Annotated in this window: 20 protein-coding genes and 1 pseudogene; 12 read left to right on the top strand and 9 right to left on the bottom strand. The window is 65.8% G+C overall.

Features of this window, described 5'->3' with window-relative positions:
* Position 1: 1 nt before the first annotated feature.
* On the bottom strand, positions 2 to 928 hold the full coding sequence (locus AC0L3S_RS27250; RefSeq protein WP_473282486.1) for a 2-dehydro-3-deoxygalactonokinase: 927 nt from the start codon (positions 926 to 928) through the stop codon (positions 2 to 4).
* Between the two features lie 240 nt (positions 929 to 1,168).
* Here AC0L3S_RS27250 and AC0L3S_RS27255 point away from each other — a divergent pair, with 240 nt between their 5' ends.
* Positions 1,169 to 2,266, top strand: a complete 1,098-nt coding sequence (locus tag AC0L3S_RS27255) for an LLM class flavin-dependent oxidoreductase (RefSeq protein WP_473282488.1) — start codon at positions 1,169 to 1,171, stop codon at positions 2,264 to 2,266.
* Between the two features lie 57 nt (positions 2,267 to 2,323).
* Positions 2,324 to 2,892, top strand: a pseudogene (locus AC0L3S_RS27260) (flavin reductase family protein).
* A gap of 43 nt (positions 2,893 to 2,935) precedes the next feature.
* Here AC0L3S_RS27260 and AC0L3S_RS27265 read toward each other — a convergent pair.
* The 6 genes from AC0L3S_RS27265 to AC0L3S_RS27290 all read right to left on the bottom strand — a co-directional run bounded on the left by AC0L3S_RS27265 (position 2,936) and on the right by AC0L3S_RS27290 (position 12,346).
* A complete protein-coding gene (locus AC0L3S_RS27265; protein ID WP_473282491.1) occupies positions 2,936 to 4,366 on the bottom strand; it encodes an FAD-binding protein in 1,431 nt (476 codons plus the stop codon).
* Between the two features lie 177 nt (positions 4,367 to 4,543).
* Entirely contained in the window at positions 4,544 to 5,431 is an 888-nt protein-coding gene (locus AC0L3S_RS27270; RefSeq protein WP_473282493.1) for a LysR family transcriptional regulator, read from the bottom strand.
* A gap of 123 nt (positions 5,432 to 5,554) precedes the next feature.
* Positions 5,555 to 7,426: a sigma-54-dependent Fis family transcriptional regulator gene (locus AC0L3S_RS27275; protein ID WP_473282495.1), complete on the bottom strand. Its 1,872-nt coding sequence runs from the start codon at positions 7,424 to 7,426 to the stop codon at positions 5,555 to 5,557.
* A 109-nt stretch (positions 7,427 to 7,535) separates the two neighbouring features.
* Positions 7,536 to 10,841: an acetyl-CoA carboxylase family protein gene (locus AC0L3S_RS27280; protein ID WP_473282497.1), complete on the bottom strand. Its 3,306-nt coding sequence runs from the start codon at positions 10,839 to 10,841 to the stop codon at positions 7,536 to 7,538.
* Positions 10,842 to 10,968: 127 nt separating this feature from the next.
* On the bottom strand, positions 10,969 to 11,643 hold the full coding sequence (locus AC0L3S_RS27285; protein WP_473282499.1) for an aspartate/glutamate racemase family protein: 675 nt from the start codon (positions 11,641 to 11,643) through the stop codon (positions 10,969 to 10,971).
* 1 nt (position 11,644) lies between these two features.
* The gene (locus tag AC0L3S_RS27290; RefSeq protein ID WP_473282501.1) at positions 11,645 to 12,346 is read right to left on the bottom strand and encodes a GntR family transcriptional regulator; all 702 of its coding nucleotides are present in this window, start codon (positions 12,344 to 12,346) and stop codon (positions 11,645 to 11,647) included.
* Between the two features lie 269 nt (positions 12,347 to 12,615).
* On the opposite strand from AC0L3S_RS27290, the gene AC0L3S_RS27295 reads away from it, so the two are divergent.
* Genes AC0L3S_RS27295 through AC0L3S_RS27315 form a run of 5 tightly spaced genes read left to right on the top strand, consistent with a single transcriptional unit; the run spans position 12,616 to position 17,380 of the window.
* The gene (locus AC0L3S_RS27295) at positions 12,616 to 13,740 is read left to right on the top strand and encodes an ABC transporter ATP-binding protein (protein ID WP_473262706.1); all 1,125 of its coding nucleotides are present in this window, start codon (positions 12,616 to 12,618) and stop codon (positions 13,738 to 13,740) included.
* 1 nt (position 13,741) lies between these two features.
* The gene (locus AC0L3S_RS27300) at positions 13,742 to 14,791 is read left to right on the top strand and encodes an ABC transporter substrate-binding protein (protein ID WP_473282503.1); all 1,050 of its coding nucleotides are present in this window, start codon (positions 13,742 to 13,744) and stop codon (positions 14,789 to 14,791) included.
* Positions 14,792 to 15,649, top strand: a complete 858-nt coding sequence (locus AC0L3S_RS27305; RefSeq protein WP_473262704.1) for an ABC transporter permease — start codon at positions 14,792 to 14,794, stop codon at positions 15,647 to 15,649.
* Entirely contained in the window at positions 15,639 to 16,448 is an 810-nt protein-coding gene (locus AC0L3S_RS27310) for an ABC transporter permease (protein WP_473262703.1), read from the top strand. The genes AC0L3S_RS27305 and AC0L3S_RS27310 overlap by 11 nt, the downstream gene beginning before the upstream one ends.
* Before the next feature lie 2 nt (positions 16,449 to 16,450).
* Positions 16,451 to 17,380 carry a polysaccharide deacetylase family protein gene (locus AC0L3S_RS27315; protein ID WP_473282505.1) on the top strand — a complete coding sequence of 310 codons (930 nt, stop codon included), beginning with the start codon at positions 16,451 to 16,453 and terminating at the stop codon, positions 17,378 to 17,380.
* Here the strand turns inward: AC0L3S_RS27315 and AC0L3S_RS27320 are convergent.
* Positions 17,346 to 19,028 carry a methyl-accepting chemotaxis protein gene (locus tag AC0L3S_RS27320; protein ID WP_473282507.1) on the bottom strand — a complete coding sequence of 561 codons (1,683 nt, stop codon included), beginning with the start codon at positions 19,026 to 19,028 and terminating at the stop codon, positions 17,346 to 17,348. The genes AC0L3S_RS27315 and AC0L3S_RS27320 overlap by 35 nt on opposite strands.
* A gap of 296 nt (positions 19,029 to 19,324) precedes the next feature.
* Between AC0L3S_RS27320 and AC0L3S_RS27325 the strand changes: the two genes are divergently transcribed.
* Together AC0L3S_RS27325 and AC0L3S_RS27330 are read left to right on the top strand one after the other, a co-directional pair.
* Complete coding sequence (locus AC0L3S_RS27325) at positions 19,325 to 19,825, top strand: hypothetical protein (protein ID WP_473282509.1); 501 nt, start codon at positions 19,325 to 19,327, stop codon at positions 19,823 to 19,825.
* A 12-nt stretch (positions 19,826 to 19,837) separates the two neighbouring features.
* Positions 19,838 to 20,311, top strand: coding sequence for a hypothetical protein (locus AC0L3S_RS27330; RefSeq protein WP_473282511.1), 474 nt, complete (start codon positions 19,838 to 19,840; stop codon positions 20,309 to 20,311).
* 3 nt (positions 20,312 to 20,314) lie between these two features.
* Here AC0L3S_RS27330 and AC0L3S_RS27335 read toward each other — a convergent pair whose 3' ends face one another.
* Positions 20,315 to 20,914, bottom strand: a complete 600-nt coding sequence (locus AC0L3S_RS27335; protein ID WP_473282513.1) for a TetR/AcrR family transcriptional regulator — start codon at positions 20,912 to 20,914, stop codon at positions 20,315 to 20,317.
* Between the two features lie 111 nt (positions 20,915 to 21,025).
* On the opposite strand from AC0L3S_RS27335, the gene AC0L3S_RS27340 reads away from it, so the two are divergent.
* The 3 genes from AC0L3S_RS27340 (at position 21,026) to AC0L3S_RS27350 (ending at position 22,274) form a co-directional block, all read left to right on the top strand.
* Entirely contained in the window at positions 21,026 to 21,403 is a 378-nt protein-coding gene (locus AC0L3S_RS27340; RefSeq protein ID WP_473282515.1) for a tautomerase family protein, read from the top strand.
* Positions 21,404 to 21,505: 102 nt separating this feature from the next.
* On the top strand, positions 21,506 to 21,877 hold the full coding sequence (locus AC0L3S_RS27345) for a hypothetical protein (protein ID WP_473262696.1): 372 nt from the start codon (positions 21,506 to 21,508) through the stop codon (positions 21,875 to 21,877).
* Between the two features lies 1 nt (position 21,878).
* Positions 21,879 to 22,274 carry a GFA family protein gene (locus tag AC0L3S_RS27350; RefSeq protein ID WP_473282517.1) on the top strand — a complete coding sequence of 132 codons (396 nt, stop codon included), beginning with the start codon at positions 21,879 to 21,881 and terminating at the stop codon, positions 22,272 to 22,274.
* The last annotated feature ends 51 nt before the right edge of the window (positions 22,275 to 22,325 follow it).

Genomic DNA, 22,325 nt, shown 5'->3' on the forward strand with positions numbered 1-22,325 from the left:
CTCAACAGTCCTCTCGTTTCGTCCAGATCGCGGCAGCCGCCATCGACAGACCGCGGCGGACGGCTTCGTCCGCATCGACCGGGTTCACGGTGACCGACAGTGCGTCGAAAGCCAGCCTGTACAGCGTCGCGAGCCGACCTGAGGCAATCAGCGTGATGCCCGCTTTCGGCACGGCGCCGGAGAGCCCGGCCGCCAGCTCGACGCCGATCAACGTGCCCGACAGCGTTTCACGCGCCGCGGCCGGTGTGCTCCCGAACAGGAGCTGACGCGAGCGCGCGCCGAACAGAAAATTAGCCGCGAACGCCGGTGCTTCGTACGCGGCCTTCACCGCAGTTTGGAAGCTTGCGACATCCTCGGTGTCTTCGGCGCCTGCGACCGCAAGCGACAAAATCGTTTCGCGCGACACGACGCTGAAGAGCTCGCCGGTCATGAAGGTAGAGAAATGCGCGACCGTGCCGTCCGTCAGGCGCACCCATTTCGAATGCGTGCCGGGCATGCAGACCAGCGCTTCGCCGGCGGCACCGAGCCCGAGCGCGCCGAGCAGCTGCGTCTCCTCGCCGCGCATCACGTCCGGTGCTTTTGCATCGCGCTGCGCGATACCCGGCAGGATGCGGATGTCGCGCGCTTCGCCGGACACGCGCACGGCCTGCTTCAGAACAGCGGAGAGTGGCGCGGGCGTATCGACATAACCGGCCTCGATCCAGCCGGTACGCGCGCCGGCCATGCCGCAGACGAGGACGGGCAAATGATCGGGAGCCTCGACTGCCGCGAGATGCGATTGCAGCACGGCGGCAAAGCCGGCCCTCGCGGCCACCAGCATGCCCTCGTCGCTGCGGCGCTCGGCCAGCACCTCGCCGGCGCGGTCGATCAGCCAGAGCCGGAAGCTGCTGGTGCCCCAGTCCACCGCGACATAGGCAGGTTCGGTCATCTCAACGCGTATCCTCGTCTCACCGCCGAGACGCCGTCTCGCGACAATGAGACGAGGCCCCGCAAATCCGCCCCGGGATATCGGCTATTGCTGCCGCAAACCAGCCTTTTCTCGCAGGTCTGAGGCGCCGCTCGCGTGGGCAGAGCGCTTGCGAAGAGGTGGCACACCACTTGCTAAAGTGTTCCCGCTCACGTCCGTGAACCGCGCAACAAGACGCGTCAACATCAGATGAGGAAACCCATGGAGATCGGTTATTTCACGATGCCTTCGCACCCCCCGGAGTGCGGCCTGAAGGAAGGGAACGACTGGGACCTGCAGGTCATGCGCTGGCTCGACGAGCTCGGCTATCAGGAGGCCTGGGTCGGCGAGCACCACACCGCGCCCTGGGAACCCAATCCCACGCCGGACCTTTTGATCGCGCAGGCGCTGATGCAGACCAAGAATATCCGCATCGGACCAGGCGGCTTCCTGCTGCCCTATCACCACCCGGCCGAGCTCGCCAACCGCGTCGCCATGCTCGATCACCTCTCCGGGGGACGACTCAATTTCGGCGTCGCGGCTAGCGGCCTGCCAAGCGATTGGGCCATGTTCAACGTCGACGGCATGAGCGGACAGAACCGCGACCTGACGCGCGAGGCGCTGGAGATCATTCTGAAGATGTGGAGCGATCCCGCGCCCTGGACCTACAAGGGCAAGTTCTGGACGGTGACCAAGCCGGACACGATGTTCGACTTCCTCAAGCCGCACATCAAGCCGTTGCAGACGCCGCATCCGCCGATCGGCGTCGCCGGACTCTCGAAGAATTCGGACACGCTGAAGCTCGCCGGCGAGCGCGGTTTCATTCCGATGAGCCTCAACCTGAACCCCGCGTATGTCGGCAGTCATTGGGATTCGGTCGTGGCCGGTGCCGCCAAGACCGGGCGCAAGCCGGACCGCGCGGATTGGCGGCTGGTGCGCGAGGTGTTCGTCGCCGATACCGACGAGGAAGCGTGGAGGCTCTCGACCGGCGACATGATGGGCCGGATGATGGGCGAGTACTTCCTGCCGCTGCTCGGGCATTTCGGCTTCAAGGACTATTTGAAGCACGCGCCCGACGTGCCCGATAGCGACGTCACCGTCGAATATTGCGCCAAACGGAACTGGATCGTGGGCTCGCCCGCGACCGTCGCCGAGAAGATCGAGAAGATCTACGAGGAGGTCGGCGGCTTCGGCGTGCTGCTGGTGTTCGGCTTCGACTACAAGCACAAGGCTGAAGCCTGGCATCACTCGCTGTCGCTGCTGAGGAACGAGGTGATGCCGCGCCTGAAGCATCTCGGCTCCGCGCAGAAGGCGGCTTGACCCGACGCGGGTGCGGCGCGATCGTGCCGCACCCGCATCCATTTCGGAGATTTCCGCGTGAGCGTGGACGCCAGTGCTTTCGACGCCAAGGATTTCAAGCAGGCGATGCGCCAGTGCGCTGGCGCCGTCGCGCTGGTGACGGTCGGCGCCGAGCACGGCAAGCGCACGGGGCTGACGGTCACCTCGGCCTGCTCACTGTCGGACTCGCCGCCATCCCTGCTCGTCTGCGTCAACCGCAACGCCAGTGCGCACGCGCGCATCCGCGAGGAAGGCGCGTTCGCGATCAACTTCCTGCACGAGGACCACGCCCTCCTGGCGCTCACCTTCAGTGGCCAGAAGGGCGTCAATGGCGACGACCGTTTTGCGTTCGGGGAGTGGACGCGCGGGGTGACCGGCGCGCCGGTGCTGAGCGATGCGGTCGCCGCATTCGACTGCGTGCTGGCGCAGGAATTCGAGACCAAAACGCATTCGATCTTCGTCGGCGAGGTGTGCGGCGTGTCGTATTCCGACGGGACTGCGCCGCTGGTATATCTGCGCAGCAGCTTCCACGTCCCGCACGAGATCCGCGGCACCGTGACGTCGGCGACCTCGACTCGCGACATCTGAGCTGGAGCGATTTCTCTTGAACTCGCCACGCCATTCGAATGCGGCCGCCGGGATCCGTTCCCGCTAGACCAGATCGTAGCCGGGCGTGAGATGGTTGCCTGGATCGTGGCGCCGCTTGGCGTCGCGCAGCAACGGCCACTGTCCCCCGAAATGATCGGCCCAATCCTGAGACGACATGGGAAATGCGCTCACCGGGTACAATACGCCGCCTGCGCCGCGAATGTGGTCGTAAAGCTCGCGGTTCTGCGCGACCAGCCGTTCGGCATTCGCCTTGTCTGCCGATACCGGGATACGGATCAGATTGAACACGAACACGATCCGCTCGTCGGGCAGCCGAACCAGGCACGTGCGGCATCCATCCGTCACCATCGGATAGTAGGTAATCCGGCCGAACGGACCGATGTCCTCACTCTTCATCCCGGCAACGACCTCGCTCGCGATCTCCAGCGCGTTGCTGCCGCGCAGGAACGTGAGGAGCCACGGATGCGGATTGGACCATTGGCCGTTCGTCCTCAGAAGCGTTTCGAGCTTTGCAAACGCATTGGCGTCGTCGCGGAAGGTCAGGTCGGTAACGATGGCGCTGCCGCGGCGATCCGACAAGCCTGCAAGCAGCTTCTCGTCGTCGGGATGAGAATCACCGTCATGGAACACGCCTGCTTCCAGCAGGTATCGCCAGCCACCGGCCGCCTCAGGCACGACCGCACCCTGCAACTGATCGAAGCGCGCCTCCGCCAGGACACGGCGCTGATCGGCCGTCAGCGAGGAGAGATCCGGATAAAAGAGTTGAAAGCGGCGGACCCGTTCGGGCGCGCGCACCAGCCGAAGCGTCGCCCTCGTGACGATCGCGCATTGGGCAAGCCCGGCGCGAACGGCATCGTAAAGCTCGGCGTTGGACGTGGGCGAGCAGGTCAATTGCCGGCCCTCGCCCGTCACCACATCGAGCTCGAGAACCTGGTCCGTCTGCAGGCCGTGTCGCGACGACGATCCGCCGATTCCGCCGATGGCGAGGGTGCCGCCCACGGACAGGCCGAGGTAGTTGGTCAGGACCGGCGGAACCAGCCCTTTGGCCAGGGTCGCTTCCAGCACCGCGTGCCAGGTCGCACCTGCATCGACCACGACACGGTCCGGCTCGATCCGATGGATCGTGGCCAGCGCGCCGAGGTCGATCACGATACCGCCTTCCGTCATGGCGCGACCGTAGATGCCGTGGCCCTGCCCGCGCGCGGCAACCGTCAGCCCCTGTTCCGCGGCCCATCGCAGAATCTCCGCGATCCCGGCAGTCGTCGTCGGCCGGAACACGGCACGCGGCTGCTTGTGAATGATGTGACCGAAATCCTCGCCCGCGGCCGCGCAAGCGTCCGGGTTGCAGTTCCATGCGTCACCGGCAAATGGTCCATTGGCCGGGCCGCGCGGCTGGCCGGCGAGAGCGACGGAAGCCAGCGTTGCGGTGGCGCTGACACCTGCATGCAAGAGCGTGCGTCGATTGGGGGACATGGTGCGGTCCTTCACGCCGAACCGGGCGGATAGGTGCCCGTGGCCCTCAAAGCTGCGGTCGCTCGCGCGTTCGGACAACCGCCACATCACGGGATAGACATTCTCGCAAACCGGGAGAATGCGGACGGAACGCTCGCCGGCGATGCACGTGGTCAATGAGCAAGAGAGCCGGGGCTCTCAGAGCCGCTCGCGCTTCAAGCGCCCCGCCAACAGATCGACGAACAGGCGCGTCTTGGCCGGGGGCGCCGCGCTCGGCGGGACTACGGCGTACACCGGCATGCGCGGTGCCTCGAAATCCTCCAGCACGATCTCCAGCGCGCCATCATCGACGCGATCGCGTATCTGCCAGAACGGCGCATAGCCGACGCCGATGCCACTGCAGGCAGCCGCCTGCGCCGCCGTCGTATTATCGGTCCGGAAGCGGCCGTTCACCTGCACCATCTTCACCTCGCCGCCGATCTGAAACCGCCACGCTTCGCTGTCACCCGGGCCGGTCCTGCGCAAGATGCATTGATGGTCGGTCAGGTCGTCGGGATGACCCGGACGACCGTGGCGCGCGAAATAGCCTGATGCGCCATAGACAACCGTGCGTAGCTCGCCGAGCCGCCGCGCCTTGAGCGAAGAATCCGGCAATTCCCTGATCCGCACGGCCAGATCGAACCCATCGCCGACGACGTCGATGGGGCGATCGGAGACATGGAGATCGGCTTCGATCCTCGGAAAGCGCGCCATGAAATCGGCAATCGCCGGCACGACGTGGGTCGACCCGAACAGGACGGGCGCGGCGACCCTGAGAAGACCCGACGGCTCGACACGGCGGTTGGCCGCTTCCAGGCGCGCCTCGCTGATTTCGGCAAAGGCCGGCTTGACGCGATGATAGAACGCCAGTCCCGCTTCCGTCGCCAGCGACTGCCGCGTGGTCCGCCGCACTAGCTCGACGCCGACATCGCGTTCCAGCGCCGCCAACGCCCGGTTGACCGACTGCAGCGACCGTCCCAATTGTCGCGCGGCCGCGGTCTGGCTGCCGGCCTCGACGACAGCCAGAAAGACTTCGATCTCCTCCATCGAATCCTCTCCTCTCGCAATTTCTGGAAATGCACGTTGGCGACGGCGTGTCCGCCGCGCGAAGACCTCGGCTGCGCCAGCATTTTCGGACGGTTTTCGACGGAGCCGGGACGTCGAGTCGGTCTAGTATGAACCCGGGCCGATCTTCAATTGCTTGATCTTGCGATACAGCGTCGCGCGGCTGAGTTTCAACGCACGTGCCGCCTCGGTGACGCGGCCGCCGTGCCTGCGCAGAGCCTCGACGATCGTCGCGCGTTCGGCCGCTCCGAGACCCGGCTCCGCTGCTCGCCCGCCAAACGGCGGCAGGTCGAGATCGGCATCGGCAATCACGCCGTCCTCCGCCGTGCAGCCGGCAAGCCGCAGCACATGGCGGAGCTGGCGCATGTTGCCGGGATAGGAATAGGCCGCGAGTTGTGCCCAGGCCTCGTCCGATAGGGAGCAGTTCGGCGCTTCCTCGCGGGCGATCTGGCGGATGACGTCGTCGCGGTCCGCGCGCTCGCGCAGAGCCGGCAGCCGCACCTCCATGCCGCGCAGACGGAAATAGAGGTCGGTGCGGAAGGCGCCCTCCTCGGCCATGCGGCCGAGATCGCGATGGGTAGCGCTGATCAGGCGAATGTCGACCGGCACCGGCTTCAGCGCGCCGAGCGGCCACACTTCGCGGTTCTCCAGCACACGCAGCAGTCGCGTCTGCAGCGCGATCGGCATGTCGCCGATCTCATCGAGGAACAGCGTGCCGCCGTCGGCCTGCACGATCAGGCCCTTCGAGCCGTCACGGCGTGCGCCGGTGAAGGCGCCGGCCTCGTAGCCGAACAGCTCGGCATCGATCAGGCTTTCCGGCATCGCCGCGCAGTTCAGCGCGACATAGTTGTGGCGTGCGCGATTGCCGGCTGCGTGAACGGCACGAGCGAACACATCCTTGCCGACGCCGGTCTCGCCGTGCAGCAGCACCGGCAGATTGCGATCGCCGATGCTTCTAAGTCGCTTTACGCTCCTGATCAGGCCAGGGTCGCGGCCGGCGAGCCGCTGCAGCGCATCGAAGCGATCGATCGGTGCATCGCGGCGCGGCGCGAGCGGGCGGGTCGATGACCTCGCCCGCAGCGGCGGCGCGACATGGCCATGCCCCAAGGGACTGCCATCGCCCCTGCGCAGCTCGACGGTGCCGTCTGCGTCGCGCGCGGCGGGATGGCCGAATTTGACGTAGCGCGACAGATCGATGCCGGATGCGATCAAGCCGTCGGTGAGACCCAGCAGGGCGCGCGCCGAACGGCAGGCGCCGACGATGCGGCGATCGTCGTCATAGGCGAGCAGGCCGCTGCCGCCATCGCCCGGCACGGTCGCGATCCAGGCGTTGCGGAAATGACCGCGGAAAATCGCCCCCTCCATGCGCCGCGTCGCCTCCATCGTCACCGCGAGCGCAAGCTGATGCGCGGTTCGTTCGAGGTCCTCGCGGCAAGAGGTGATGTTGACGGCGCCTGCGAGCCGTCCGGCATGGTCGAACAGCGGCGTCACCGCGCAGGAGAACATGTGCCACTGCGCGCGAAAATGCTCGTCGCGATGCACCAGGATCGGCTTCTGCTCGGCAAGTGCCGTGCCGAGCCCATTGGTGCCTTCGAAGGCCTCGGAGAAATTCGAGCCGGTGTAGATCTTCCAGTCCATGAATAGTCTTGCGTCGGCCTCGCCGGGCAGGCGGCTGAACAGCATGGTTGCGTTCACGTCTGCCAGATTGACGCAATAGCCGGCATCGCGCAGCACACGGGCGAGATCGTCGAGCTCCGGTGTTGCGAGCCGGATCGTCTCCTCCATGGGCTCGGCGACGTGACGGATCTCGGCTTCGGTGAGCGTCTGCGGCGGCCCCTGACGGGCGGGATCGAGCTTGTGGCTGACTAGGCAGCGTCGCCAGGAATTGGCAATGCGCGAAGAGGCATCGACGTCGGCCACGTGATTGGCGACGGACAAGACGCGGGCGACATGATTCGAGGCCGAAAGGCTGGCCATCGCGGACGTCTCCACCCTGTATTATTGTGCAAAGTCTGGCACCGCAGGCGGGGAAGTCAATCGGGAACCGGGAACGCGGCGAAGCGCGATCAGATTTGCTGCACCGCCCTCACCACGTATCGATGCACGGCCGCTTCTTCCCGGTCCGCGCCGGCGGCTTGGGCACCGAGCGCAGGCCTGCCATGATCCACCGCCGCGTCTCGGAGGGGTCGATGACGTTGTCGATCTCGAACACCGATGCGATCGAGACCGCCTTGCCGTTGGCATAGAGCTCGGCGACCTTGTTGCGATAATAGGTCTCGCGCTCGACGGGATCGGCGATCGCTTCCATTTCCTTGCGGAAGCCGAGGCGGACGTATCCCTCCAGGCCCATGCCGCCGAACTCGCCGGTCGGCCAGGCGGCCGTGAAGAACGAGGCGTGGAAGCCGCCGCCGATCATCGACTGCGCCCCGAGCCCATAGCCCTTGCGCAGGACGATGCCGAACAACGGCACAGTCAGGCTCGCGCCTGTCACGAACATCCGCGAGACGTGGCGCACGATCGCGGTCTTCTCGGCTTCCGGGCCGACCATGAAGCCGGGCGTGTCGCACAGCGAGACGATCGGCAGATCGAAGGCGTCGCAGAGCTGGAGGAAGCGCGCGGCCTTATCGCCGGCATCGGCATCGATCGCACCGCCGAGATGGCGCGGATTGTTGGCGATCAGGCCGAACGGTTTGCCCTGGATGCGGATCAACGCGGTGATCATGCCGACGCCGTAGTCGCGGCGCAGCTCCAGCACGGACTCCTTGTCCGCGACGAGGTCGATCACGCTGCGGATGTCGTAGACGCGCAGGCGGTTCTCGGGGATCGCGCGACGCAGCAGGCGCTGGTCGGCGGCCTGCCACTCCGTCACCGCGCCTTGGAAATAAGACAGGTATTTTTGCGCAACGGACGTCGCCTCCTCCTCGTCCTCGACGAGGATGTCGATGACACCGTTCGGTGACTGAAACGACACCGGACCGACCTCGGCCGGGTGATAGACGCCGAGCCCGCCGCCCTCGATCATCGCGGGGCCGCCCATGCCGATCGAGGCGTTTTTGGTAGCGATGATCACATCGCAGCAGCCGAGCATCGCGGCATTGCCGGCGAAGCAATAGCCGGAGACTACGCCGACGACCGGCACGAGACCTGAGAGCCTCGCGAACTGCACGAAGGACGGACCATCGAGCCCGGTCATGCCGAGCCGGTCGGTATCGCCGGGCCGCCCGCCGCCGCCTTCGGCATAGAATACCAGCGGCACGCGCCAGTCTTCCGCGAGCGTCAGCATGCGGTCGATCTTCTTGTGGTTCATGTGGCCCTGCGTGCCCGCGAGCACGGTGTAGTCGTAGGCCACGACGATGCAGCGCCCGCCTTCGGGACCGAACTTCCCGGCGTTGACGGTCGCGACGCCCATGACGAGGCCGTCGGCCGGCGTGTTCTTGACGAGATCGTCGAGCTTGCGCCGGCGCCGCTGCGCCGCGATCGCAAGGCTGCCGTACTCCATGAACGAGCCGTCGTCGACGAGCTGCGCGACATTTTCGCGCGCGGTGCGCTGATTGGTGTTGCGGCGGCGCTCGACCGAGGCGGGGCGGTTTTCGTCGAGCGTGTTGGCCTGGCGCGCGATCAGTTCGGCGAGATCGGGACGGATGCGGTCGAGATCGATATCCGCTTCCGTTGCCGACGCATCGGCCGCGACCTCGAGCGGCTCCAGATACATGATCGGCTCGCCATGCATCAGCGTAACACCGTCGCCTGCGACGAGCTTCATGACGCGACCGCCCTGCTCGGCCATGACCAGATGCTCCATTTTCATGGATTCGATCACGGCGAGCTGCTGGCCCGGGCGTACAATCTCGCCTTCCTTCACCTGAACAGTGACGATGGTACCTTGCAGGGGTGCAGCAACCATTACCGTGCCTTCGGGCACAATCTGCGCCGTATGCGCCTCTGTTCCGGGGCCGCCGGTTCGCTCGGTCGCCGCGAAATAGAGTGGTTTGGCCGCGCCATCCGCGGCTTCGACGAGCTGGCCGATGTTGCGATCGATGAAGCCGGTCGCGATGCGGTTGGACCTGAAGTCGGGATGCGCCAGCACGGCCTGGAGAAAGGCGATGTTGGTGATGACGCCGTCGATCCGAAACTCGCGCAAGGCGCGCGAAGCCTTGGCAACGACCTCGTGCCAGGCTTCACCGGGCGTATGCACGATGACCTTTGCCAGCAGCGAGTCGAAGGCGGCGCTGGTCTTGTAGCCGGCATAACCGAAACTATCGACACGGACGCCGGGACCTGACGGCGGCTCGAACACGGCAAGCACGCCGCCGGTCGGGTGCGTCGCCCCCAGCTCGTCCAGCGTCTCCATGTTGACACGGAGCTGCATGGCGTAGCCACGCGGTTTCGGGATCGAGCCTTGCGCCAGGCCGAGCGAGGCAAGCGAGGCGCCGGCGGCAACCGCGAGCTGGGCGCGGACGAGATCGAGGCCCAGCACCTCTTCCGTCACGGTGTGCTCGACCTGGAGCCGCGGGTTGGCCTCGATGAAGGCAAAGCTGTCGTCAGCGGTGCCGTCGACCAGGAACTCGAACGTGCCGAGATTGTCGTAGGACGCGGCCACCGCGAGTTGCTTCGCCGCCTCGATGATACGCTCGCGCAGGCCATCGCCGAGCGACGGGCTCGGCGCCACCTCGATCAGCTTCTGGTGCCTGCGCTGAATGGTGCATTCGCGTTCCCAGAGGTGGGAGATCGCGCCGTGGCGGTCGCCGATGATCTGCACCTCGATATGGCGCGCCTGCCGGATCAACCGCTCTGCATAGACGCCGTCGAAGCCGAACGCGGCCTTGGCCTCGGACTGGCAGCGCGCATAGGCCTCCGCGAGATCGGATGCATTCTCCACCACGCGCATGCCGCGGCCGCCACCGCCGGCCATCGCCTTGATCACGATCGCCGCGTTGCTGCCAAGCGAGGTGAAGAACGCCGCGATGTCCTCCAGCGAGGACGGCCCGCTGGTGCCGGCGATGATCGGCACGCCGCAGCGCTTTGCCAGTTGCCGCGCCGCGACCTTATCGCCGAACAGTTCGAGCGCCGCGGCCTTGGGCCCGACGAAGGCAAGGCCCGCGTCCGCGCAGGCCTTGGCGAACGCTGCGTTCTCGCTGAGGAAGCCGTAGCCGGGGTGCACGGCGTCGCAGCCTGCGCTCCTCGCCGCCTTCACCACCGCCTCGATGTCGAGATAGGCCCGCGCGCCGCGGCTGGGAATTTCGACCGCCTTGTCGGCAAGGCGCACATGCAGCGACAGCGCATCGTCCGCGGGATAGATCGCGACCGTCGCGAGGCCGGAATCGGCTGCGGCGCGCGCGATGCGGATGGCGATCTCGCCGCGATTGGCGATCAGGAGCTTCTTGAACGACATGCAGCGTCTCCATGCCCGCGTGCTCAAGCGCGGGTCGGCAGGTCCGATGGTTCTGCTTCGTCACTTTAACCGAGGCCGTCAAGGGCAAGAACGCCGGTCGCGACGCCCGTTCCCGCGGGCCGGAATTTCAGTCGGTCGCGCGCGCCGCGATGAGGCGAATAATCCGCGCCACGGCAGACGGGATCGGCGCGATGACCGGCACGGTGAACATCGGCTGAAGCTCCCGCGCGGCTTCGCCCAGCGGCCCACCGCCGATGATGACCGCCTCCGCGCCATCCTGCGCGATGCAGGCCTCGACCGCGCCGGCGAGTGCTGCGCACAATCGCGCCGGATCGCGCATCAGGTCTTGCGGATCGCCCTCCGCGAAGCGCGCGCCGGTGTAATAGGATCGCAACCCCAGCGCATCCGGCAAGGCGTCGATCTTCGCTGCCAGCAGCGGCGTCGTGGTCGCCACGCCGAAGCGGCGACTGTTCTCGGCAGCTGCGAGCATCGAGGACTCGCCGATGCCGACCGCCGGCAGTTTTGTCGCGGCCTTGATCCCAGCCAATCCGGGATCGCCGAACGCCGCGACGATGATACCGTCGCATGCATGCCGGTTCGACTGCGCGATCTCCAGAACTTCGGCGGAAGTTGCATCCAACGCATCCGGCGTCACGATCATTTGCGGCGCACGCGTTGCGGTCGCGCCGTCGATGTCGACGTCGAAGCGGTCGACGGCGGCCGACCTCGCGATAGCGATCATCATCTCAGTGGTCGCCACGGAACTGTTCGGATTGATCAGGAGAATGCGGCGGCCGGCCATGCTATCCGCCTGCCCGCGCGCGCGCGCCGATCTCCTGGAAGATCGCGGTGAGCTCGTCGACCTCGTCCTTGTCCTCTCGCGGCGTGATACGCTTTTCCATCTCCTCGATGTGGTGGCGCATGGCATGGATCGCCCCGGCCTTGTCCTTTGCCAGGATCAGCGCCCCGATGTCGGGGTGCGCGTCGGGCGAACAATCCGGCTCGCCCGGCTCCTCGAAGGTCGCGATCGCCAGCGAGGTCCGCAGCATCAATTCGCGCGACATGTCCAGCAGCACCTGGTTGCCCGCAAGCTTGGCGACCAGTACGTGGAATTCCGCCGTGAGCGACAGCGAGGCCCAGCGGTCGTTGCGGTCGTGCTTGGCCTCGAGCTCCATATGCGATTTCAGCGCGGCCTTGCCTGACTTGTCCAGCCGGTCGATCGCCGCGGCGACGGTCGCTGTCTCGATGAGGCGCCGCACGGCAAAGATGTCCTGAGCTTCCTCCCAACTCGGCCGATACACGAAGGCGCCGCGGTTGGGGATCTGCATCACCACCTTGCGCGAGGCGAGATGGGACAGTGCCTGGCGGATGTGAATCCGTGTGGTGCCGAACGCAGCCGCGAGCTTGTCCTCGCCGAGCTTGGCACCGGGCTTCAGCCGTTTCTGGCTGATCGCGGTCAGGATGCCCTGCACCACCGGATCGTCGTCGATGCTGCGGAGATCCATCGCGTCAGGCTCCGGACGCTTCGGCTCGGAGCGCTTCGGCTTGCTCTTGAGGGGACGGCTTCGCTTCATGCGTCGGTTTTACAGGATTCTGGAATGCTGCCGCAGCCCATTTTTTATACAAACCGTAACTATTACTGTTTACAATATAGTCATTATATTGGCGCCAATTTTTGGCGCCTAAAATTATCACAACGCCTGCAACGCCTTAGCGAACGGACCGCGCTGGCACGACGATTGCTAACCTATCCTCGCGCAGGACAACGCGAAGGATGGAGCTGGCGTTGAGCGACGTACGCGGACATTCGCTGGATCTCAAGGGCATAGGCCACGCTTTCGGCGCGACGGTTGCGCTGGACGAGATCAGCCTCACCGCTGCAGCCGGTGAGCTGATCGCGCTGCTCGGCCCCTCCGGCTGCGGCAAGACCACCATGCTCCAGATCATCGCGGGATTCCTTCGTCCGTCCAAGGGCGAGGTCCGCTTCGACGGTGCGCGGGTGGAGCACATCCCCGCCAACCGCCGCCGCATCGGCATGGTGTTCCAGAACTATGCCCTGTTTCCGCATCTCACCGTATTCGAGAACGTCGCGTACGGATTGCGGGCGCGCAAGACACCGAACGTGGCGGTCGCAGCCAAGGTCGAGCAGATGCTGGGCCTTGCGCAGATGACATCGTACGCGCGAAGGCTTCCGGGAGAGCTGTCCGGCGGACAGCAGCAGCGCGTGGCGCTGGCGCGTGCGCTTGCGATCGATCCGGGCCTCGTGCTGCTCGACGAGCCGTTCTCCGCACTCGACAAGAATTTGCGCCTCGACATGCAGATCGAGATCAAGAGCCTGCTCAAGACCTTTGGCGTCACGTCCATCATCGTCACGCACGACCAGGAGGAGGCACTGTCGATGGCCGACCGCATCGTCGTGCTCAACAACGGACGCATCGAACAGATCGACAGCCCCGACGCACTCTACGACCGCCCGGCAAGCCTGTTCATCTCGAGCTTCATCGGCCACACCAATCTCTTGCGCGGCACCGTCACCGAGACGGATCGCGTGCAGCTGGACTCAGGGCCCGAGATCGACCTCGGCCGTTCCGCGCAGCGCCGACGCGGCACCCCGGTGACGATCTCGGTCCGGCCGGAGAACATCGCGTTCGGCGCGGCGGAACAACCCGGCGCCATTCCCATCACGATCCGCGCCACCGTGCCGCTCGGCGCCGTCAGCGTCACCGAAGGCATCACTGCGAGCGGTGAGGCCGTGAAGATCAGCCAGGCCCGCGCGGCCGGCATCGCGAAAGTGCAGACAGGATCGACCGCCTGGCTCGCCGTATCCGACGTCTCGCGCGTCAGCATTTTCAGCACGCCGGTCGACGGCGTCCCAACCGATCAGCAAAGGAGTGCTTGACATGAGTCTATCCCGGAGATCGCTGCTCGCCTCAGGTTCGGCCGCTCTTGCGGCGGCAAGCTGGGGATGGCCGACAACGTCGCGCGCCGCCTCCTCGATCGTGGCCACGACCTATCCGGGCAGCTTTGACGAAGCCTTCCGCTCGGTGGTCGGGCCCGCTTTCAAGAAAGCCAGCGACAGCAGCGTCACCTTCACGCCGCTGCTCGGCGTCGACCAGATCGGCAAGATCCAGGCCTCGCGCAACGCGCCGCCCTTCGACGTGGTACTGTTCGACGAGGGGCCGCTGATCCCCGCGATTGCGAGCGGCGTCCTGGAAAAATTCCCGGTCGAGCAGTCGAAATCCTTTGCCGACGTTCCAAGCGCATTCCGTCATCCTGACGGTTACGCGCCGGTCATCACCTGTCAGCTGATCGGCATCGCCTACAACCCGAAGAAGATCACGACGCCGCCGACCTCGTGGGAGGATCTGTGGAAGCCGGAATACAAGGGGCGCGTCGGCATCACCGGGCTCGGCTCGAGCCTCGGCACCGCCTTCATGGTCGAGATCGCGAAGCTCAACGGCGGCTCCGAAACCAACATCGAGCCGGCCTTCGAGGCCATCAAGAAGCTGCTGCCGAATGTCGGCGCGATCGCGGCTTCGCCCGGCGCACTGGCTGCGCTGTTCCAGCAGGGCGAGATCGATATCGCCTTCAATTTCTGGAACAACGTGGCGTTGCTCGCCGCCAAGGGCGTCGACATCGCCTTCGCCAAACCGAAGTCCGGCGCGGTCGTGATCCGCACCAGCGCGCAGATCGTGAAGAACAATCAGGACCCCAAGGCGGTGCTGGACTATCTCGACACGGTGATGTCGGTCGAGACGCAGAAGGGGCTGGAAGCTTCGCCCTGGGTGATGATGCCCACTAACGGCAAGGTGCCGCTGACCGGCGCAAACCTCACCGTTGCCAAGAGCGTCGACGACCTCGTCGCCAGCAATGTGCTGCTCGACTGGACCAAATTCCAGGCGCAGCGCGGCGAATGGATCACCCGCTTCAGCAAGGAAGTGAAGATCTAGATGGCACCGGCCGGCACGAGCGCATCAAGACAGCTGCTGCCGGTGGCTCCGCTGGCAGTGCTGTTTCTTGCAGCCTTCGTGCTGCCGCTGGCCGCGCTTGTGCTGGTCAGCCTGTTCCGCGATCCACAATTCTCGGGCCTGTCGCTGGTCCAATATCTTCGTTTCCTGTCCGACCCGTTCAGCCTCGGGGTGCTGACGGACACGCTGTGGCTCGGCGCCGAGGTCGCGCTGGCGGCGCTGGTCCTCGCCTATCCGCTCGCGCTGGTCTACGTCGCGAGCGGCGCGTTCATGCGCACGCTGATCACCTTCCTGATCATGCTGCCGCTCCTGACCAGCACGGTGGTGCGCACCTTTGCCTGGATCGTCATCCTCGGCCGCGACGGCATCATCAACTCGGCGATGCTGTCACTCGGGTTCTGGCAGGCGCCGGCCCGGCTCCTCTACACCTGGGAGGGCATGGTTCTGGCGCTGACCCAAATCCAGCTTCCCTTGATGGCTCTGCCTGTCATCAACAGCCTGCTGCGGCTCGACGGCAATCTGACACGGGCGGCGGAAGGGCTTGGCGCGAGTCGCGCGCGCATTTTCATCACGGTCATCCTGCCGCTGACGCTGCCGGGCGCGATTGCCGGCTGGCTCCTCGTCTTCGCGGCGGCTGCGACCGCCTTCATCACCCAGACGCTGGTCGGCGGCGGACGCATCATCCTGATGCCGTCTTATATCTACCAGCAGGCGGTCGGCGTGCAGGACTGGCCGTTCTCGGCCGCGCTGTCGCTGATCTTCACGCTGGCCGTGACCGGCATCGTCTTCGCCATCGGCGCGCTGTCCCGCCGCTACGTGCGAGGCGTCGATGCAGCGTAGCCTCGTCGACCGCGCCTATTCCGCCGTCGTCGGAACGATCACTGGCTTCGGCATGCTGCTGCTGCTGGCGCCGACGCTGGTCGTCGTCATCATTTCCTTCACCGGCGGCATCACGCTGAGATTTCCGCCGCCGAGCTGGTCGCTGCGCTGGTATGTCGAGCTGCTGCAATCGCAGGAAATCATCGAGCCTGCGCTGACCAGTCTCAAGGTCGCGGCGGCGGCGACGATCCTCTCCGCGGTGCTGGGCGGCGCAGCAGCGCTTGGGCTCGCGCGCAGCCGGCTGAAGATCGCGCGCGCACTCGATGCGCTGTTCATGTCACCGATGGTGCTACCTGCCATGGCCTTCGGCCTGTCGCTGCTGCTGGTCTTCAATCTGCTCGGCATCCGCCTGTCGGCGGCGACGCTGGTGCTCGGCCACACCATCATCTGCGTGCCCTTCGTGATCCGGATGGTCGGGGCGTCAGTGCAGCAGCTCAATCCGGTGCTGATCACCTGCTCGCTCAGCCTTGGCGCCAGCCACTGGTACACCTTCCGCCGCGTCACGCTGCCGCTGATCCGCCGCGGCATCGTGGCGAGCTGCTTTGTGGCGTTCCTGACCTCGTTCGACAATGTTCCGGTGTCGCTGTTCCTGGCCGACGCACGCACCGAAGTGCTACCGATCAAGCTCTGGGCGATCCTCGAAGGCAGCCTCGATGTGCGCGTCGCCGCCGTCTCCGGCGTCATCGTACTCGTGACGTTGGCCGGTCTCGTCTGTGCGGAAATCTTCGGCGGCATCAGCCGTCAGATCGGGAACCGCTGACCATGCCGATCGAACGCGACCTTCGCGGATATGGCCGGGCACGCCCCGATGTCGTCTGGCCCAACGGCGCCCGTGTCGCGGTGTCGCTGGTGGTGAATTTCGAGGAAGGCGCCGAGCTCGCCGTGGAGCAGGGCGACGCGGAAACGGAACGTTACGGGGAGGTCGCCTCGAAATCGCCGCCAGGCATTCGCGATCTCGTGCAGGAGCAGGTGTTCGACTACGGCATGCGCGTGGGCTTGTGGCGCTTCCTCGAAGCCTTCACGCATGCCAATGTCCGCTCAACCTTCATGATGTGCGGCCGTGCCGTCGAGCGCGTGCCGGACCTTGCGCGTGCCGCGGTCGAAGCCGGGCACGAGCCCGCGGTGCACGGCTGGCGCTGGCTGCCGCACGCGCTCTATGGCGATGCCGAGACCGAGCGGCGCGACATCGAGAAGACGCGCGACGTCATTACGCGTGCGACCGGCGTCACACCAGTCGGCTTCATGACGCGCGGCAGCCAGAGCGCCTGGACGCGTGATATCCTGATTGAACTCGGCTTCGCCTACGATTCCAATGCACTCGATGACGACCTGCCCTATTGGAGCGGGTCACCAAAGGGATCGATGCTGATCCTGCCCTACGGCTTCGACACCAACGATATGAAGTTCTTCCACCCCAACGGCTTTGTGCAGCCGGAGGATTTTCCAAACTATGTCAGCGCCGCGCTCGCGACGCTGACCGAGGAAGCCGAACGCGGCCGCTCCGCGATGCTGTCGATCGGCCTTCACCTGCGCATTTGCGGCCGGCCGGCGCGCTTCCGTGCCGTGAAGGCCATTCTCGCCGAGCTTGCGCGGCTCGATGGTCGGGTCTGGGTCGCGACACGCGCCGACATCGCGGCGCATTTCGTGCGGTGGCGCGCTAGGCCGCCCGCACCCCCGCAACGAAAGCGCTGACCTCGTTTTCCAGCGATTGCAGCTTCTGCGACAGCCGACCGCTCGATTGCAGCACGAGGCCGGCGGCCTGGCCGGTCTCCGCCGTGGCATCAGTGACACCCGAGATGTTCTGCGAAACCTGATCGGTGCCGGAGGCGGCCTCCCTTACGCTGTGGGCGATCGCCGCGGTCGCGGCACCCTGTTCCTCGACGGCTGCGGCGATCGACGAAGAGATCTCGTTGACCTCCATGATGGTCTTGCGAATGCTGTCGATGTTGCCGACCACCTGGTTGGTCTCGGCCTGGATCGCGGTAATCTGCGCGCCGATCTCGTCGGTCGCCTTCGCGGTCTGGCTCGCCAGCGACTTCACTTCGCTTGCCACCACCGCGAAGCCCTTACCGGCCTCGCCGGCGCGCGCCGCCTCGATGGTGGCGTTGAGCGCGAGCAGATTGGTCTGCGAGGCGATCTGGTTGATGAGGTCGATGACCTCGCCGATCTTGTGCGCGGCCGCCGCCAGCCCCTGCACGGTGTCGTTGGTGCGCTGACCGTCGGCAGCGGCCTTGTCGGCCACGGTTGCAGCCTGCGCGACGCGCTGGCTGATCTCGGTGATCGAGGACGACAGCTGCGCGGCGGCGGAGGCCACCGTCTGCACGTTGCTCGAAGCCTGCTGGCAGGCGGTGGCGACGAAGCTCGCGCGGTCGGTCGCCTTGTTGGCGGTCTCGGACATGCCCTGCGCGGCCTGCTGCATCGCGCGCGCCTCGTTGAAGACGTCGCGGACGACGGCCTGAACGTTCGCCTCGAACTTGCCGGCGAGATCGGTCATCGTCTTGCGCTTCTCCTCGTCGGCCTTCTGCTTCGTCTCCTGCTGTTCGGCGTGCATCCGGCCGACCGCCGACGCATTGTCCTTGAACACGGCGAGCGCCTTGGCGAGCCCGCCGATCTCGTCGCGACGATCGGTATGGGGCACGTCGAACGCGCTGTCGCCGGCGGCGAGGCGATCGGTGAGCGCGGTGATCTTCGCCAGCGGCCGGGTCACGCTGCGGCCGATCACGAAGGAGGCGCCGAGCACGAGCACGAACACGACCAGGCACACCACGGCGAAGGTCATCGCATTCTGGCGGAAGACGGCATCGACGTCGTCGAGATAGATACCGGTGCCGATGATCCAGCCCCAGGGCGCAAAGCCCTTCACATAGGAGATTTTCCCGACCGGCTGGTCGAAGCCGGGCTTCGGCCAGAGGTAGCTGTAGAAGCCCGCGCCCTGCTTCTTGACGACGTCGACGAAGCCGACGAACAGCGCGTTGCCGGACGGATCCTTCATCCCGGCGAGATCCTTGCCGTCGAGCTCGGGCTTGATCGGGTGCATGACCATCTTGGGGGTCATGTCGTTCAGCCAGAAATACTCGACCTTGTCGTAGCGCAGGCTTTTGATCTCGGCGATCGCGCCGGCCTGGGCCTGCTCGCGTGGGAGTTTTCCCTCGTTTTCGAGCTTCTGGTAGTGCGCCAGAATGCCGTAGCCGACATCGACCATGTGCTGCGTCTTGGCCTCACGGTCCGCGATCATCTGCGCGCGCAGGGTCGAGAGCGCGATCGGCGCCAGCGCGATCATGCCGAGAAGGCTGATGCCGACAATCAGAACCAGCTTGAAACTGATGCGGGAGAAAAACATCGGTGCTCGCAAGAATTGGAAGGGCTGATATGCCAGTTTATCCCGCTTCCCTTAGCAAAGCTTTAAGCATTCGGGTTCCCCCAACCCCCGCAGGATTCCGTAGGATCCTACCGGCATGCCGCGGACGGCCTCGCAGGCTCGCGAGGCCGGCTGCATCCGAGATGCGAACTCTTCAAAACTAGAAGTCCTCGACATCGCCCCTCCGAGCGTTGACTTGCAAGGGGCTCTGACGGAACGATCGGCACAGATCATCGGCGCCAGCCGGGGCGTGGGCGCAGCCGGAGGCCAGAGGCTCAATGCATCAATCGACATCGACAGGGTCCCTCGACCTTCCGGCGCTGAGCGCAGCGGAGCGGCTCTTCATTTGGGGATTTCGGGCCAAGGCCCGCAGCGGAAGCGCTGTTCCGACCTCGGCCGATATCCAGCAAGTCTACGACCACTTTCGCGTGGGCGACGCCGTGCCTTCGCTGGAATCCATCATCGAGATCTTTGCCTGCACGGCGCATACGGCCATCGCGGTGCACTGCCCGACCTGCCCGCGCATGTCCGACAGCGAGCACGGCATATTGCGAGCAATCGTCGCCGCGCAGCAAGAGCGCGACGATATCGCGCGCGAGCAGTTCGAATGCTGGCTGCCGCCTGTCGGCGCCGATTGGGCTCTCGCACCCGTGCGGGGGCTTGCAACGATCTTCCGCATGGCGGGTCTCATCCTGCCCGCCCGGCACGTTCCGTCTCTCGCCCATGACCGGACGATGGCGATGAAGAGCTGGCTGGTCGGAAGCCCCACGTTGCACTGACCGGGATCGCGCATGATGCATGATAGTTCCGGCTTTGTGCCCGTCACGGAAGCCGGCCAGGCGCGGCTCTGTCCGCTCCGGGCCGCGCTTGCGACGCGGCCTGACGTCGCGAGCTACGATGATTTTGGCCGCGTCACGCTCTCACTATTCCGGTTCATCGCTGCCGCCTATGCGACCGGCGCGTCCGATTGCTGGGAGGCCGCCTATCGCCTTGCCGACGAGGCGCCTGGCATCGCCGATAGCCCGCTGCTGGTCGCACGCGTTGCCGCGCTCGTCAGAATCCTGCGTAGCGGCCGGCCCTGCCAATTGTGCTTCATGCCGCCATCGTGCCGGCGCCTGTCGAAGGACGAGGCGGAATTGATGCGGCTGCTGGCGGTGGCGCGCGGCAGCCAGGCGGGTGAGCTCGAATCCGCCGTCTGCCAGTTTGTCGGCAGCGAGAACGAGACCGTGACGACGCGGGCGGTCAACGCGCTCGCGGTCTGCTGACACCTAGCCGCCCTTCTTGCCGAGCACGAGATCGATGGTGTGGGACGCGATCTTGCGGAGCTGAGGCTCGTCGCCGAAGGCACGTTCGAGCACGGCGAGGCCGCGCGTCACCGTGATGATGTGCAGCGCTGCGGCCGCGGAATTGCCGTTGAATTCACCGCGCGCCGCACCCGCCGACAAGGTCTCCTGAACCAGAACGGTGATGCGCGAGATGAGGTTCGCGAAGGCTTGCCGCGCCTCCTCGTCCAGCCCCTCGCCTTCGGCCGCGCCGAGCTCCATCAAGCCGCGCGTGGTCGGACATCCGCGCGGCGGCGAGCCGGAGCGGAAATTTGTGATGGTCAGGTCGAAGAACGCGGTGAGGCGCTTTCGCAAGCTGCCCGCGGCGAGCGCCTTTTGCAGCGCAAGGAAATAATCGCCCGCGTAGCGCTCATAGGCCTGGAGGAACAGCGCCTCCTTGCTGCCGAACGCATTGTAGAGGCTGCCGCGCTGGACACCGGCGTCGCGCGCGATGTCCGACAGCGAGGTGCCGCGGACGCCCTTGCGCCAGAACAGGTCGAATGCGATGCGCAGGACGTCGTCGTGGTCGAACTCGCGCGGCCTCAAGCTTTGCTCCCGTCAGGCTATATTTGACACCCTGTCAACAACATGATTTCTTGACGCGGCGTTAAAAACAAGCTGGGGCCAATGCGCCCTTTCGTCAACGAGGAATTCGCGATGCCTCTCCTCCACATCTCGATGCGCGCCGGAAAACCGGAAGCCTACCGGCAGGCGATCCTCGACGGCCTCTATCGCGCCATGCGCGAGACCCTGAACGTCCCCGAAGGCGATGAGTTCATGACCATCAGCGAGCTTTCGCCCGCGAACTTCCGCTGCGGCAATGCCTACGGCGTCACGCGCAGCGACGACGCCGTGCTGATCCAGATCACCGTGTTCGCCTCGCGCACCCCCGAGGAAAAAAAGGCGCTGTACCGCCGGATTGCGGACGTTCTCGGCGAGAACCCGGGCATCCGGCCCGAGGACGTGTTCGTGAACGTACTCGACGCGCCGGCGGCGAACTGGTCGGTTGGAAACGGCATCGCACAATTCGCTTGAGTTTGCCGAAACTGCTGACGCCCTCTTGAGAATTGCCGGCCGGAGGGGTCTGATGGGCTGCGGAGTACACCTCCTCCAAGCCGAACCGGGGACGTGAGCGGCATGACCATGTCGGTGGAGCAATTGTGGAGCCTGCCGGAGACCGCGCTGATCGGTGCCTACGCGGAGGCGCGGCGGCGCTACGCGGAAAAGAAGTTCGAGCGTGACACCCAGCGGGCGCGGCTCGAATGGATGCGCGCCAAGCTGTTCGTCAACACGCAAGGCAGCGTCACCGAGCGCAAGATGGCGGTCGACGTCTCCGAGGAACTGGCGCGCAAGGGCCAGGAGATGCGCGAGATGACGCGCGATCTCGACATGCTGAAGATCGAGGTCGACGTGATCGACACCATGATTCGGCTGCGCGGCGCGCACGGCGCTCCACCGGTTCACGCCGACGAAACCGCCGAGAAGCCGACCGAGCCGGAGGGGGAGTGAGATGGCCGCATTTCGGGGAAGCTGCCTGTGCGGCGAGGTCGCGTTCGAGGTCGAGGGGCCGTTCGATCGATTCCTCAACTGCCATTGCTCACGCTGCCGCAAGGCAACCGGAGCCGCGCATGCCTGCGAGGTGATCGGGACGGCGGGGGCGCTGCGCTGGCTGCACGGAGAAACATCCGTCGCGCGCTTCGATCTGCCCAATGCACGAAGCTTCGCGACGGCGTTCTGCAGGACCTGCGGCAGCCCGATGCCGCATCTGACGCGCAGCGGACGCGAAGCGATCATCCACGCCGGCGCGTTCGACGAGCCGCTGGGGGCGACGCCCGACCGGCATGCCCAGTGGACCTCACGCGCAGACTGGTATGTGCACGGCGACGGATTGCCGGTAGAGAACTGAGGCAACGCGCGGTCAGGTGTTGCGCGATTAGACCTGACATGCCTCGCTCGA

It is taken from the genome of Bradyrhizobium sp. Ken01 (genome assembly GCF_055807355.1).